The sequence below is a fragment of the Nocardioides sp. Arc9.136 genome (assembly GCF_030506255.1).
Classification (GTDB): Bacteria; Actinomycetota; Actinomycetes; order Propionibacteriales; family Nocardioidaceae; genus Nocardioides.
In genome coordinates this window covers 1,523,284-1,536,416 of the sequence record NZ_CP113431.1, presented here as the reverse complement: position 1 = coordinate 1,536,416, position 13,133 = coordinate 1,523,284, and the positions used below count along the sequence as shown (strand labels likewise).

The 13,133-nt window shown below is 73.8% G+C and carries 10 protein-coding genes; 6 read left to right on the top strand and 4 right to left on the bottom strand.

Features of this window, described 5'->3' with window-relative positions:
- Positions 1 to 7 precede the first annotated feature (7 nt).
- On the top strand, positions 8 to 1,288 hold the full coding sequence (locus tag OSR43_RS07435) for an FAD-binding oxidoreductase (RefSeq protein ID WP_302270607.1): 1,281 nt from the start codon (positions 8 to 10) through the stop codon (positions 1,286 to 1,288).
- Between the two features lie 329 nt (positions 1,289 to 1,617).
- Complete coding sequence (locus tag OSR43_RS07430; protein ID WP_302270606.1) at positions 1,618 to 2,880, top strand: HNH endonuclease signature motif containing protein; 1,263 nt, start codon at positions 1,618 to 1,620, stop codon at positions 2,878 to 2,880.
- 418 nt (positions 2,881 to 3,298) lie between these two features.
- Here the strand turns inward: OSR43_RS07430 and OSR43_RS07425 are convergent, their stop codons facing one another.
- Positions 3,299 to 4,504 carry an AGE family epimerase/isomerase gene (locus tag OSR43_RS07425; protein ID WP_302270604.1) on the bottom strand — a complete coding sequence of 402 codons (1,206 nt, stop codon included), beginning with the start codon at positions 4,502 to 4,504 and terminating at the stop codon, positions 3,299 to 3,301.
- The gene (locus OSR43_RS07420; protein WP_302270603.1) at positions 4,504 to 5,946 is read right to left on the bottom strand and encodes a M1 family metallopeptidase; all 1,443 of its coding nucleotides are present in this window, start codon (positions 5,944 to 5,946) and stop codon (positions 4,504 to 4,506) included. The genes OSR43_RS07425 and OSR43_RS07420 overlap by 1 nt, the downstream gene beginning before the upstream one ends.
- A gap of 120 nt (positions 5,947 to 6,066) precedes the next feature.
- Here OSR43_RS07420 and OSR43_RS07415 point away from each other — a divergent pair, with 120 nt between their 5' ends.
- From OSR43_RS07415 to OSR43_RS07400, 4 genes are all read left to right on the top strand, one after another.
- Complete coding sequence (locus tag OSR43_RS07415; RefSeq protein ID WP_302270602.1) at positions 6,067 to 7,344, top strand: YeeE/YedE family protein; 1,278 nt, start codon at positions 6,067 to 6,069, stop codon at positions 7,342 to 7,344.
- Positions 7,345 to 7,536: 192 nt separating this feature from the next.
- Positions 7,537 to 8,427, top strand: coding sequence for a serine protein kinase RIO (locus tag OSR43_RS07410; protein ID WP_302270601.1), 891 nt, complete (start codon positions 7,537 to 7,539; stop codon positions 8,425 to 8,427).
- Positions 8,428 to 8,519: 92 nt separating this feature from the next.
- A complete protein-coding gene (locus tag OSR43_RS07405) occupies positions 8,520 to 9,554 on the top strand; it encodes an LOG family protein (RefSeq protein ID WP_302271625.1) in 1,035 nt (344 codons plus the stop codon).
- 44 nt (positions 9,555 to 9,598) lie between these two features.
- Complete coding sequence (locus tag OSR43_RS07400; RefSeq protein ID WP_302270600.1) at positions 9,599 to 11,383, top strand: TIGR03767 family metallophosphoesterase; 1,785 nt, start codon at positions 9,599 to 9,601, stop codon at positions 11,381 to 11,383.
- Between the two features lie 115 nt (positions 11,384 to 11,498).
- Here the strand turns inward: OSR43_RS07400 and rlmN are convergent, their stop codons facing one another.
- Positions 11,499 to 12,620 carry a 23S rRNA (adenine(2503)-C(2))-methyltransferase RlmN gene (gene rlmN, locus OSR43_RS07395; RefSeq protein ID WP_302270598.1) on the bottom strand — a complete coding sequence of 374 codons (1,122 nt, stop codon included), beginning with the start codon at positions 12,618 to 12,620 and terminating at the stop codon, positions 11,499 to 11,501.
- A gap of 75 nt (positions 12,621 to 12,695) precedes the next feature.
- Entirely contained in the window at positions 12,696 to 13,097 is a 402-nt protein-coding gene (locus OSR43_RS07390) for a hypothetical protein (RefSeq protein ID WP_302270596.1), read from the bottom strand.
- Positions 13,098 to 13,133: the final 36 nt, after the last annotated feature.

The following is a 13,133-nucleotide window of genomic DNA, read 5'->3' as shown; positions in this document are numbered from 1 at the left end:
CGCCGACGTGGCGATCGTCGGCGGCGGCTACACCGGGTTGTGGACGGCGTACTCCCTCGCCGTGGCCGATCCCTCCCTGCGCATCGTGGTGCTCGAGGCCGAGCGGGTCGGCCACGGCGCGTCGGGGCGCAACGGCGGCTGGTGCTCGGCGCTGTTCCCCGCCTCGCTGCCCTCGCTGGCCGCGACGGCCGGCCGCGACGCCGCCCTCGCCCAGCACCGGGCGATGCGGGAGACCGTCGACGAGGTCGCCCGCACGACCGCCGCGGAGGGCATCGACTGCCACCTGGCCAAGGGCGGCACCGTCGTGCTCGCCCGCAGCCGCGCGCAGTGGACGCGTGCCCGGGACGAGGTCGCCGACGCCCGCCGCTGGGGGCGCGGCGAGGACGACTTGCGCCTGCTGGGCGCCGCCGAGGCCGACCGGGTCCTCCGCGCCGGCGGCACGCTCGGTGCGACGTACACCCCCGACTGCGCCGCCGTCCACCCGCTCCGCCTGGCCCGGGGGCTGGCCGAGGCGTGCGAGCGGCACGGCGTGACCATCCACGAGCAGACCCGCGTGACCGCGATCGAGCCGGGGGTCGCCAGCACCGAGCACGGGGACGTCCGGGCCGACGTGGTCGTGCGCGCCACCGAGGGCTTCACCCCGACCCTCCCGGGCCTGCGGCGCGCGGTCGTCCCGGTCTACTCCCTGATGATCGCGACGGAGCCGTTGCCCGCCGAGGTGTGGGACGAGATCGGCCTGGCGCGGCGCGAGACGTTCAGCGACCACCGGCACCTGGTGATCTACGGCCAGCGGACTTCCGACGACCGGCTGGCCTTCGGCGGCCGCGGCGCGCCGTACCACCTCGGCTCGCGGGTGCGCCCGGCGTTCGACCGGGACGAGCGGGTCTTCGCGGGGCTCTACGCGACCCTCACCGAGATGTTCCCGGTGCTGGCCGGCACGCGGGTCACGCACGCCTGGGGCGGACCTCTGGGCATCCCCCGCGACTGGTGCGCCTCCGTCGGGCTCGACCGGAGCACCGGGCTCGCCTGGGCGGGCGGGTACGTCGGCGATGGGGTCGCGACCACGAACCTCGCCGGCCGCACCCTCCGCGACCTCGTCCTCGGGCACGACACCGACCTCGTCCGCCTGCCGTGGGTCGACCACCGCTCGCCGGCCTGGGAGCGCGAGCCCCTGCGCTGGCTGGGCATCAACCTCGGCCTGCGCGCCACCCGGCTCGCCGACGCCGAGGAGGCCCTCACCGGCCGCCCCAGCCTCGTCGCCCGCGCCACCGCTCCCCTCCTCGGCTGACCGCTGGTCGAGCAGCCGAGCCCTGGCGAGGCGTCGTCGAGACCCGGTGAGGTGCGCAAGACCTGCTGGTCGAGCAGCCGAGCCCCGGCGAGGCGTCTGCTGGTCGAGCAGCGAGCCCCGGCGAGGCGTCGTCGAGACCCGGTGAGGTGCGCAAGACCTGCTGGTCGAGCAGCCGAGCCCCGGCGAGGCGTCGTCGAGACCCGGTGAGATGCGCAGGGCCTCGGGTCCTCGCCTTCGCCGCGAGTAGTCCCTGAACCCGTGGTCCACGATGTGGCCTGACCTGGGGAAACAGGACCGGGACTGTCGGTGGTCGGTGCTTGAGTAGACCCATGGCCAAGGACTCCCGACGCAGCGCGCACGTGGTGTGCCGCGCTGTCGCGAAGTCGCGAAAGCAGATGCGGTCGGCCGCCGAGGTCCACCTGTGGTCGATGTCGGACGACGACGTCACCGACACGCTCAGCGAAGCCGCGAAGCTGCGCGCACAGGCCGAGGCTCTCGAGCTCCGCCTCGCCGCCGAGGCCGACCGCCGGCACGCCGGCGAACGGGTCGGTGCCACCGACACCGCCGCCTGGTGGGCGACCGAGACCCGCCAGACCCGACCCGCCGCGAAGCACCGCATGCGGCTGGCCGAGTCGCTGGACCGCCACAGCCCGACGGCCACCGCTTTCGCGGAGGGTGATGTGTCGGTCGATCACGCTCGCGTGATCACCGAGTGCCTCGACCGGCTGCCCACCGACCTGGAGGACCCGACCATCCCGCTCCGTGCCGAGCAGCACCTGCTGGCCGAGGCACGGCACCGTGACCCCAAGTCGCTGCGCATCCTGGCCAAGCACGTGCTCACCGTCGTCGCACCCGAGGTCGGCGAAGCCCGCGACGCCCGCGCCCTGGAGGCCGAGGAGCGGCTCGCCCGGGAGACCGCGTGGCTGACGATGAGCCCCGACGGCCGCGGGTCGGTGATCGGGAAGTTCAAGATCCCCGAACTCCACGGCGCCATGCTCAAGAAGACCCTCCTCGCCTTCGCCGCACCGAAGCACCAAGCCGCCACCCAGGACCCCGCTGCTGCCGAGCCCGTGGAGCGCCGGCCGTCTCCGGAGCGGATGGGCGACGCGTTCTGCGAGCTCCTCGAACGCATCCCCACCGCCTCGGTCCCGAAGCTCGGCGGCCTCAACGCCACCGTCGTCGTCACCATGGACATCGCGTCCCTCATGGGTGGCCTCGCACCGGGTGTCCTCGACGACGGCAGCACCATCTCCGCCGCCCAGGCACGACGGCTCGCCTGCGAAGCAGGCCTGATCCCCGCCGTCCTCGGCACTCAGTCCGAGCTCCTGGACCTGGGGCGCACCACCCGGCTGTTCACCGGAGCCCAACGCAGAGCCCTCAACCTCACCCAACCGACCTGCACCGCAGAAGGCTGCGACTGGCCCGCCCACCTCTGCCACGCCCACCACGACCAACCCTGGTCGAACGGCGGAGCCACCGACCTGACGAACGCCCGCAACCTCTGCCCCAGGCACCACGCTCGGATCCACGACCCGGCCTACGAGACCACCCATCTACCCGGAGGGGAGGTCGCGTTCCACCGACGGACCTAGGCCGAACCCGCCGGTCCATGCTGATGGTCGAGCAGAGAGGCGCCCCAGCGCCGAACGTCGTCGCGACCCCCAAAGCCACTCGACGCCGCAACCACCCTCACCGGGTCTCGACGACGCTCGCCAGCGCTCGCTGCTCGACCAACAGGAGGCCGGCCCAACGACCACCCCGACGCCCTGCGCACCTCGCCGGGTCTCGACGACGCTCGCCAGCGCTCGCTGCTCGACCAGCAGGAGGCAGGCCCGACGACCACCCCGACGCCCTGCGCACCTCACGGGTCTCGACGACGCTCGCTCGCGCTCGCTGCTCGACCAGCAGGCGCGCGGTCTCGGCGACGCTCGCCAGGGCTCGCTGCTCGACCAGCGGGCGCGGTCTCGACGACGCTCGCCAGCGCTCGCTCGACCAACAGGGCGGCGGGCCTCAGTCGGCCGACCGGAGGGCGACAGCGGCGGAGGGGGCGAGCGGGAGCGACGGGAGCAGGAGGGCGTTGAAGGCGTGGTAGGCGTCCGGCTTGCCCGGCCAGGTGACCCCGGACGGGGCGAGGCCGGCGTCGAGCTCGTGCAGCCAGGAGCCGTCGGCCTCGACGAAGTGCTCGCGGGTGAAGGTCCACCAGCGGTCGGCCAGGTCGGCGTACCGCTGCTCCCCCGTCGCCGAGGCGAGGGCGCGGGCGGCCAGCACGGCCTCGCAGTGCACCCAGTGGAAGCGTTGGTCGACGACGGGCGTGCCGTCCCAGTCGGTGGTGTACGGGAAGCCGGTACGGCCCTCGTCGCAGTCGGCAGCGGCCCGCTCGACCAGTCCGACCGCGGCCTCGAGCAACCAGTCCGGGGACGCCTCGCCGGCGAGCGAGTGCGCGGCACGGAGGTGCAGGAGCAGCCGCGCCCACTCCAGGCCGTGGCCCGGCGTCGCGCCGTACGGGCGGAACGGGTCCGCCGGACGGTCGCGGGAGTGCTCGGGCAGCGGACGCCAGTCACCGTCGAAGTGCTCCACGACCCGCCAGTCGTGCTCCTGGGCGACCCGGTGCACGAGGTGCTCGGCGATGCGCAGGGCGCGGTCGCGCCAGACCGCGTCGCCGCTGGCGTCGGCGGCGACGAGGTAGGCCTCGACCGTGTGCATGTTGCTGTTGGCGCCCCGGTAGTCCTCGGTCGTCGACCAGTCCCCCGCCCGCTGGTCCATGCACCGGCCGAGCGGCTCCTCCCAGAACCGCTCCTCGTGCACGCGCAGCGCGCGCTCGAGGAGCGCCGCGGCGCCCGGCACGTCGGCGACGGTCGCGGTCGCACCGGCGAGGACCACGAAGGCGTGGTCGTAGCAGGACTTGGTCGCGCTCCCCGGCCGGCCGGCGTCGTCCACGGTGCTCCACCAGCCGCCGTGGACGCGGTCCTCGAAGAGCCCGGTCAGCGCGTCGACGCCGTGGCGGGCCTGGTCGGAGGCGTGCTCCACCCCGAGCAGCGAGGCGAGCGCGAAGACGTAGGTCATCCGGGCGTTGACCCACAGCTCGAGACCGCGGGCGGAGTCGACCGTGCCGTCGCGGCGCAGGTGGCCGAAACCGCGCTCGAGCCGCGACCGTCCCGCGAACTCCAGCAGCGGGACGAGCAGCTCCCGGCGCTCCCCGTCGGGCACCGGGCCCATCAGACCAGCCCGTTCGCAGCCGTGCGCGCCGGCGGCTCGTCCGCGCGCAGCCAGGCCTCGAAGAAGCCGTCGAGGTCCTCGCCGCTCACTTCGGCCGCGAGCGCCTCGAACTGCGGGCTCGAGCCGTTCCCGCCCCGGCGCGTGCCGAGCCAGGTGCGCAGCAGGGTCCAGAAGTCGGTCTCGCCGATCCGATGGCGCAGCGCCTGCATCGCCATCCCCCCGCGCTGGTAGACCGGTGCGTCGAAGATCCGGTCCGGTCCGGGGTCGTCGATCCGCAGGTCCCAGAACTCCCGCGAGCCGGAGAGCGCGGCGTGGTCGCGCTGCAGCGCGCGCTGCGCGGACGGGCCGCCGTGCGTCTCGGCGTACCGCGCCTCCATGAACGTCGCGGCGCCCTCGTTGAGCCAGATGTCGCGCCACCCGCGCACCGACACCGAGTCGCCGAACCACTGGTGGGCGATCTCGTGGACGAGGATCGTCTCGCCGTAGGCCCTGCCCATGACCGGGTACGTCGGACGCGTCTGGTTCTCCAGCGCGAAGCCCGGCTGCAGCCCGGTCGTCAGCCCGCCGGTCGTGCTGAAGGGGTAGGCGCCCAGCTGCTCCTCGGTCCACGCCACGACCGCAGGCGTGCGTCGCATCAGGTCCATCGACCGCCTGCGCGCCGCGGGCGGGACCTGCTTGGACACCGCGACGTACCAGGGCAGCCCGTCGCGGCTGCCGCGGTCGACCTCGAAGCGTCCGGCCGCGAAGAAGGCGAGGTACGGCGCCATCGGCTCGTCGGCCCGCCACCGGGTGGTCGCGTTGGCACCGTGCACGGTGCGCGAGACCCGCCGTCCGTTGGCGACGACCTGGTTGCGGGCCGGGACGGTCACCTCGACGTCCATGAGCGCCTTGTCCCGGGGGTGGTCGTTCGCGGGGAACCACCAGGCGGCCATGTGCGGCTCGTTCATCGCCACGACCTCGGTGTCGTCGGCGAGCCAGCTGCGCTCCCCGCGCCAGCCGATGCGCCCGGGGTGCCCTGCGTACCGCACGAGGACCGTCACGACGTCGCCGCGGGCCACCGGCCTGGCCGGGGTGACCCGCAGCTCGTGACGGTCCGGTCGCGACCAGCGGGCGGGCCGTCCGCCGACCCTGACCTCCTGCACCGGCAGGAGCAGGTCGAGGTTGAACCGCGAGAGGTGCTGGGTCGCGCGGAGCCGCAGGCGGGTGGTGCCCCGCAGCCGGCCGGTGGCGAAGTCGTACGCGACGTCCACGTCGTAGCGCCGGACGTCGATGCCGCCGTTGCCGTCCCGGGGGAAGTAGGGGTCGCCGATCCCGGCCGCCCCGGGTGTCGCGGGCCCGGCGGCCCGCCCGGAGGTCCCGGCGAGCCCGGACGAGGCGGACGTGCCGCCGAGGACGAGCGCAGCGGCGAGGAGGCCCGGGAGGAGGCGGCGTGGTCGTGGCACGCGCGAACCGTAACCCCCACGCCGCTGACGGGCCCGGGAACAGGCACGGGAACAGCACGGGAACAGGCACGGGGGTCGGTCTGGTTGTGCCAGGTCCGTGCCCGCGACCGGAAGGCGACCATGTCCATCCTGCAACGACCCGGACCCCGCAGCGCTGCGGCCGACGGCCCCCGCGCCGTCCCGCCGGGCCCCCCGCCGGCCCAGGCGCCCCCGGCCCAGGCCGGCCTCGTGGTCGGCGGCCTGCTCGCGGCCCTCGTCCTGGGCGGCGTCATCTGGACCCGCTCCGGCGGCGTGCCGACCGCGCTTTTCGCGATCGGCCTGGCCCTGGGCTTCGTGCTCTTCCACAGCCGCTTCGGGTTCACCTCCGCCTGGCGCCAGCTCGTGGCGGTGCGCCAGGGCAAGGCCCTGCGCGCGCACATGCTGATGCTCGCCGTCGCGTGCACGCTGTTCGCGCCGATCCTGGCCACGGGCGCCGCGATCGGCGACGCCGTGCCCGCGCCGAGCCTGGCCCCGATCGGCTTCGGCCTGTTCGTCGGGTCGTTCCTCTTCGGCGTCGGGATGCAGCTGGGCGGATCGTGCGCCTCCGGCACCCTGTTCGCCATCGGCTCGGGCCAGACCGCCATCGTGCTGACCCTCGCGGGCTTCGTCGTCGGCTCGACGATCGGCGCGCTGCACTTCCCGTGGTGGACCGAGGACCTCCCCAGCCACGCCCCGGTGTCGCTGACCGACGTCGGCGGCGGCTACCTGGGGGCGTGGGCGATCTCGCTGGCGGTGATGGCCGTGGTCGTCGGGCTGACCTACCTGCTCGCCCGCGGCCGGTCCGTGCCGCCCGTCCAGCAGCCGCCGGTCGCGACCGGGGCGGCACGCGCCGTACGCGGGTCCTGGCCGCTGTGGGTCGGCGCGCTGCTGCTCGCCGGTCTCAACGCCCTCACGCTGCTGGTCTCGGGCGGGGCGTGGGGCATCACGTTCGCGTTCTCGCTGTGGGGCTCGAAGATCCTCGACGCGGTCGGCGTCGACGTGCTCTCGTGGGGCTTCTGGTCCGACCCGGCGAACCTCGCGAAGTACCAGGCCGGCGTCCTCGTGGAGAAGACCTCGGTGATGGACCTCGGCATCATCCTCGGGGCCCTGGTCGCGTCCGCCGCGGCGGGCTCGTGGGTGCTGCACCGCCGGATCCCCTGGCGGCTCGCGGCCGGCGCGGTCATCGGCGGGATCATGATGGGGTACGGCGCCCGCATCGCCTTCGGCTGCAACATCGGCGCCTACTTCGGTGGCATCGCCTCGTTCAGCCTGCACGGCTGGCTCTGGGGCGTCATGGCCGTCGCCGGGACGTTCGGCGGGCTCGCGCTGCGCCCGCTGTTCGGGCTGGGCAACCCCAAGCCTTCGGACTCGGTCTGCTGACCGCCCGGTAATCCAGTTGCGGCGCCCGGTCGCGGACCTCCACCATGGTCCGCGACCGGGCGCCGTGCCCGTCCGGGTGACGGCGTCCGCAGCGGCGCAGCGGCCCCAGCGATCGAGAGGAGCGTGACATGTCCACGACTGTCTCCGGCCTGCCCCCAGCAGACCACCTCCTCTCGCATCCCTGGAGCACCCGTGACACAGCACGACCAGCACGACCAGCACGCCCGCAGCACCGCTGAGCCCCTCGCCGGGGTCGACCCCGCCTTCGTCACCGAGTGGCGGACCTACGAAGAGCTGGCCGACGGCCAGCGCTGGACCACGTGGTACGACGTGGAGCCGCTCGCCCGTGGCCCGGAGCCGCGTCCGGCCTGGGTGGTGACGTCCCGCGGCGCGGTCGACACCGACCTCGGCGTCCTCAAGACAGGCAAGGAGGCCGACGTCTTCCTGCTCGAGCGGGGCGACCCGCACGACCCGGGGAGCTCGGTCGTGATGGCGGCCAAGCGCTACCGCTCGACCGAGCACCGCACCTTCCACCGGGCCGCGTCCTACACCGAGGGCCGGGGCATGAAGCGCTCGCGGGACGTCCGCGCGGTCAAGCGCGGGTCCACCTTCGGCCGCCAGGTGGCGGCCGCGGAGTGGGCCGTCGCGGAGTGGGCCGCGCTCAAGCGGCTGTGGACCCTCGGCCTGCCGGTCCCCTACCCGGTCCAGGTGGACGGCACCGAGCTGCTGATGGAGTGGGTGTGCGTCGAGGGCGAGGACGGGCCGGAGACCGCCCCCAGGCTCGCGCAGACGCGACCGGACGGCGCGCTGCTCGCCTCGTGGTTCGACCAGCTGCGCGACGCGCTCGCGACGATGGTCCAGCACGGCGTGGTGCACGGCGACCTGTCGCCGTACAACATCCTCGCCGCCGGTGAGCGCCTCGTGGTCATCGACCTCCCCCAGGTGGTCGACCTGGTCGCGAACCCCAACGGGATGGACTACCTGCTGCGCGACTGCACGAACGTGTGCCGGTGGTTCCGCGCGCGGGGGCTCGAGGCCGACGAGCAGGAGCTCTTCGGCGACCTCCTGGCGCACGCCTTCTGAGGCCTCCTGGGGCGGCCCCCTAGGTTGACGGGGTGAAGCAGACCCACGGCCGCGTCGTCCACGTCGAGTCGCTGGCCGACTTCGACCGTCGCATGGCTGCCGGGGTCAGCTCCCTGTCGGGCTGGCGGGTCCGGGCGGTCGACCTCAGCGACCGCTCGGACCTGCTGTCGCGCTGCCAGGCGGCGGGCGCGGCGTTCCTCGGGTGCACGCTCGCACCCGGGGACGGCGAGCGCCTCCTGGCGGAGGGCGCGCTGGTGCTGCCCGCCGTGCCGTCCGCGCCCCTGGACACCGCGCGGTCGACGCTCTACACCGCCGAGGAGCTCTACGGCGAGGGCGAGTACCCGCTCTCGCTCGACGCCCGGGCCTACGCCTGGTCGCAGGAGCCGCCCACGCCGGAGTCGGCGCTCGCGGAGGCCCTGCACGACCACGCGGTCGACCAGGCGCTCGACAGGTGGGTCGGGGGCCGACGGCTGGTCGGGGTCATGGGCGGCCACGCGCTCGAGCGCGGGTCCGCGGGGTACGCCGCGGCGGCGGCGCTCGGGCACGCGCTGGCCCGCGACGGCTCACGCACGGTGGCCACCGGCGGCGGGCCGGGCGCGATGGAGGCGGCGAACCTCGGGGCCCGGCTGGCCCGCCGGTCCGTCGAGGAGCTGACCGCCGCGCTGGCCGGGCTGGCGAGCGTGCCGACGTACCGTCCCTCGATCGGCGCCTGGGCGCGCGCCGCGCTCGCCGTCTGCGCCGCCCATCCCGACCCGGTCGAGACGCTGGGGATCCCCACCTGGCACTACGGGCACGAGCCGCCCAACGTCTTCGCGACCGCCATCGCGAAGTACTTCCGCAACGCGACCCGCGAGGCGGTGCTCCTCGAGGTGTGCGACGCCGGGATCGTGTTCCTGCCCGGCGCCGCCGGGACCGTCCAGGAGGTCTTCCAGGACGCGTGCGAGAACTACTACGCCGACGAGTCGTCGGTGGCGCCGATGGTGCTGGTCGGCGGCTCCTACTGGACCGAGACCTACCCCGTCTGGCCGCTGCTGGAGGCGCTCGCCCGCGGGCGGCACATGGCGCCGCACGTCCACCTCGTCGACACCGTCGAGGAGGCCGCCGAGGTGGTCGCACGAGTTCGGTGAATCCGCTTCGCGGTGGCGGTCGTCACACCTAGGGTGCTGGGACCATGCCTATGCCAGAGATCTCCCGCCGCCACCTGCTCCGCTCCGCCGGGGCCGCCGCCCTCGCCGCCACGGCCGCCGCGTCGGGCGCCCTGTCGTCCGCCTCCTCGGCCGCGTCGTCCGCTGCCTCCTCGGCCGCGGCGTCCGCCTCGTCCGCGGTCGCGCGCGTCGTCCGCGGGACGACCCTCGCGGGCGTCATCCGCAAGGGTCCGGTCGCGAACCCGCTCGGCTACCGCACGCTCGTCGCCGGAGCGGGCGAGAAGCACCTGGTGCGCACCGACCTGGGCCTGGCCGCCAAGAAGGGCCGCGGCCGGCGCCGCAAGGGCCTGCTGGCCTTCGCCCAGCTCAGCGACATCCACGTGGTCGACGCCCAGTCGCCGCTGCGCGTGGAGTGGGTCGACCGCTGGGACGACGAGGACGCCGAGAACGGGCCGACCGGCCTGCTGGCCTCCTCCTACCGCGCCCACGAGATGCTCGCCGCGCACATCGCCGACTCGATGGTCCGCCGGATCAACTCCATCGGGAAGGGCCCGGTCACCGGCAAGCCGCTGGCCCTCGCCGTGCAGACCGGCGACAACTCCGACAACTCCCAGCGCAACGAGATCCGCTGGAACATCGACGTCCTCGACGGCGGCGAGGTGCGCGTCGACTCGGGCGACCCCGAGAAGTGGGAGGGCGTCGCCGACCTCGACCCCGACCACTACGACATCCACTACTGGCACCCCGACGGTGCGCCCGCCGGCGCCGATGCCGACCGCGCCCGCTCGCGCTACGGCTTCCCGAGCGTGCCCGGGCTGCTCGACGCCGCGCGCCGGCCGTTCACCGCCGAGGGCCTGAAGATGCCGTGGATCAGCGCCTTCGGCAACCACGACGGGCTCGTCCAGGGCAACTTCCCCACCAGCATCGAGGGCCTCAACGCGGTCGCCACCGGCTCGACCAAGGTGATCTCGCCGCCCGAGAACGTCACCAAGCTCGAGGTGCTCCTCGCCCTGAAGTCCGGCAAGGTCGCCGAGATCCTGCAGAAGGTGATCGCCGCGCCCGGTGCCCGCACCGTCACCCCCGACGAGGACCGCCGCCTGCTCAGCCGCGCCGAGGTCGTCGCCGAGCACTTCACCACCAGCAGCAAGCCGGTCGGGCACGGGTTCACCGCCACCAACCGCGCCCAGGGCACGGCGTACTACACCCACGACCGCGGCCGCGTGCGCTTCGTCGTCCTCGACTCGGTCAACACCGCCGGTGAGCAGAACGGCTCGCTGGACCAGGCGCAGTTCGCCTGGCTCAAGACGGTGCTGAAGAAGGCCAAGCGGGACAAGAAGTACGTCGTCGTCTGCTCGCACCACCCGTCGACCTCGATGACGAACAACACCGGCGGCGGGCGCGTCCTCGCAGCCGACATCATGGAGGTGCTGCTCGCCAACCCCGTCGTCGTCGCCTGGGTCAACGGCCACACCCACAGCAACCACGTGTGGCCCCGCCTGGTGAAGGCGAACAAGAAGAAGAACAAGGGCCGCGGATTCTGGGAGATCAACACCGCCTCCCACATCGACTGGCCGCAGCAGGCGCGCCTGGTCGAGATCGCCGACAACAAGGACGGCACGCTGTCGATCTTCACCACGATGGTCGACCACGGCGGCCCGGTGACGCCCGGTACGGACCTCTCCGACACCCACGCCCTCGCCGCCTGGGGCCGGGAGCTGGCCGCGAACGACTGGCACGAGCGCTCCAGCAGCCACGAGGGCACGCGTCAGGACCGCAACGTCGAGCTGATCATCCGCAACCCACTGGGCTGACCGGCCTCACCACTCGAAGGACCCGCCCTCCCCCGGGCCACCAGTCTCGCCGGGGGTGGGCGGGTCCTCGCCGTCGTGGGGCCAGTCGGTCGACGGCGATCGGTGGGGGAGGTGGTCACTCCGCCGCGGCGAGCTGTCCGCAGGCACCGTCGATCTCGCGGCCGCGGGTGTCGCGGACGGTGGTCGGGATGCCCTTGGCCTCGAGCCGGCGCACGAACTCGCGTTCGTCAGCGGGGTCCGAGGCGGTCCACTTCGAGCCCGGCGTCGGGTTCAGCGGGATCAGGTTGACGTGCACCCAGCCCCAGTCGCCGTAGGAGTTGAGGACGTCGGCGAGCAGGTCGGCGCGGTGCGCCTGGTCGTTGATGCCGCGCATCATGGCGTACTCGATCGAGACACGACGCTTGGTCGTGCGGGCGTAGTTCCACGCCGCCTCGACGGTCTCGGCGACCGAGAACCGCGTGTTGATCGGCACCAGCTCGTTGCGCAGCTCGTCGTCGGGCGCGTGCAGGCTCAGGGCGAGCGTGACAGGGATGCCCTCCTCGGCCAGCTGGTTGATCCGCGGGACCAGCCCGACGGTGGAGACGGTGATCCCGCGCGCGGACATGCCCAGGCCGTCGGGCGCGGGGTCGGTGAGGCGTCGGACGGCGCCGATGACCGCCTTGTAGTTGGCCAGCGGCTCACCCATGCCCATGAAGACCACGTTGGAGACCCGGCCCGGCCCGCCGGGGACCTCGCCGCGGGTCATCGCTCGGGCGCCGGCGACGACCTGCTCGACGATCTCAGCGGTGGACATGTTGCGCTGCAGGCCGCCCTGGCCGGTCGCGCAGAACGGGCAGGCCATGCCGCAGCCGGCCTGGCTGGAGACGCAGATGGTCGCGCGGTCGGGATAGCGCATGAGCACCGACTCCACCAGCGCGCCGTCGAAGAGCTTCCACAGCGTCTTGCGGGTCGTGCCGCGGTCCGCCTCGAGGGTGCGCAGCGGGGTCATCAGCTCCGGCAGCAGCGCCGAGACCAGCTCCTCGCGCTGACCGGCCGGAAGGTCGGTCATCTGCGCGGGGTCGTCGACGAGGCGCGCGAAGTAGTGGGTCGAGAGCTGCTTGGCGCGGAAGCCCGGCAGGCCCTGCTCCTCGAGCAGCGTCTTGCGCTCGGCTGAGGTGAGGTCGGCGAGGTGCCGCGGGGGCTTCTTGCGGCCGCGCGGCTCGTTGAAGACGAGAGGAAGGGGCTTCGGGTCGGACATCGCCGCCCATTCTCCCACCCGGCCGGTCACCGCGATGAATCCACGGAGCCGTGGGGTCCGGCACGCGGAGCCGCGTCAGGACTCGACGCGCATCAGGTACCAGAGCACGAGCGCCGCGACGCCACCCACGACCAGGGCGGTCAGGACCGCGCCCAGCAGCATGTAGCGGGCGAAGCGCCGGGCGCGCGGCACCGCCAGGAGGACGAGCGGCACGGCGAGGACGACCACCACGAACGGGAAGAGGCGCTCGGCGGTGTCGCTGTCGAAGAGCGCGCCGAGCACCGCTGCGTAGATCCCCGGCAGGAGCGTCACGGCCAGCAACCCCGCGAAGAACCCGCTGAGCGGGGTGAACACGGGATGGTCGCGGTGCCACCAGTCGGGCTCCTCCCGATCGGTGCCGGTCCGTTCCTCGAGGGCCTGTCCCGCCGGGGTCTCCTCCCCCGCGGCGGACTCCTGCTCGCGCGCGTCGCTCTCCACCAGCGCGACCATAACGGCTCCGTACGTCGCTCGCGC

What these genes read in the sequence shown, in the direction of transcription:
- OSR43_RS07430 (WP_302270606.1), top strand. Translation starts at nt 1,618, where the DNA reads ATGGCCAAGGACTCCCGACGCAGCGCGCACGTGGTGTGCCGCGCTGTC.
- OSR43_RS07425 (WP_302270604.1), bottom strand. Translation starts at nt 4,504, where the DNA reads ATGGGCCCGGTGCCCGACGGGGAGCGCCGGGAGCTGCTCGTCCCGCTG.
- OSR43_RS07415 (WP_302270602.1), top strand. Translation starts at nt 6,067, where the DNA reads ATGTCCATCCTGCAACGACCCGGACCCCGCAGCGCTGCGGCCGACGGC.
- OSR43_RS07405 (WP_302271625.1), top strand. Translation starts at nt 8,520, where the DNA reads ATGGCTGCCGGGGTCAGCTCCCTGTCGGGCTGGCGGGTCCGGGCGGTC.
- OSR43_RS07400 (WP_302270600.1), top strand. Translation starts at nt 9,599, where the DNA reads ATGCCTATGCCAGAGATCTCCCGCCGCCACCTGCTCCGCTCCGCCGGG.
- rlmN (WP_302270598.1), bottom strand. Translation starts at nt 12,620, where the DNA reads ATGTCCGACCCGAAGCCCCTTCCTCTCGTCTTCAACGAGCCGCGCGGC.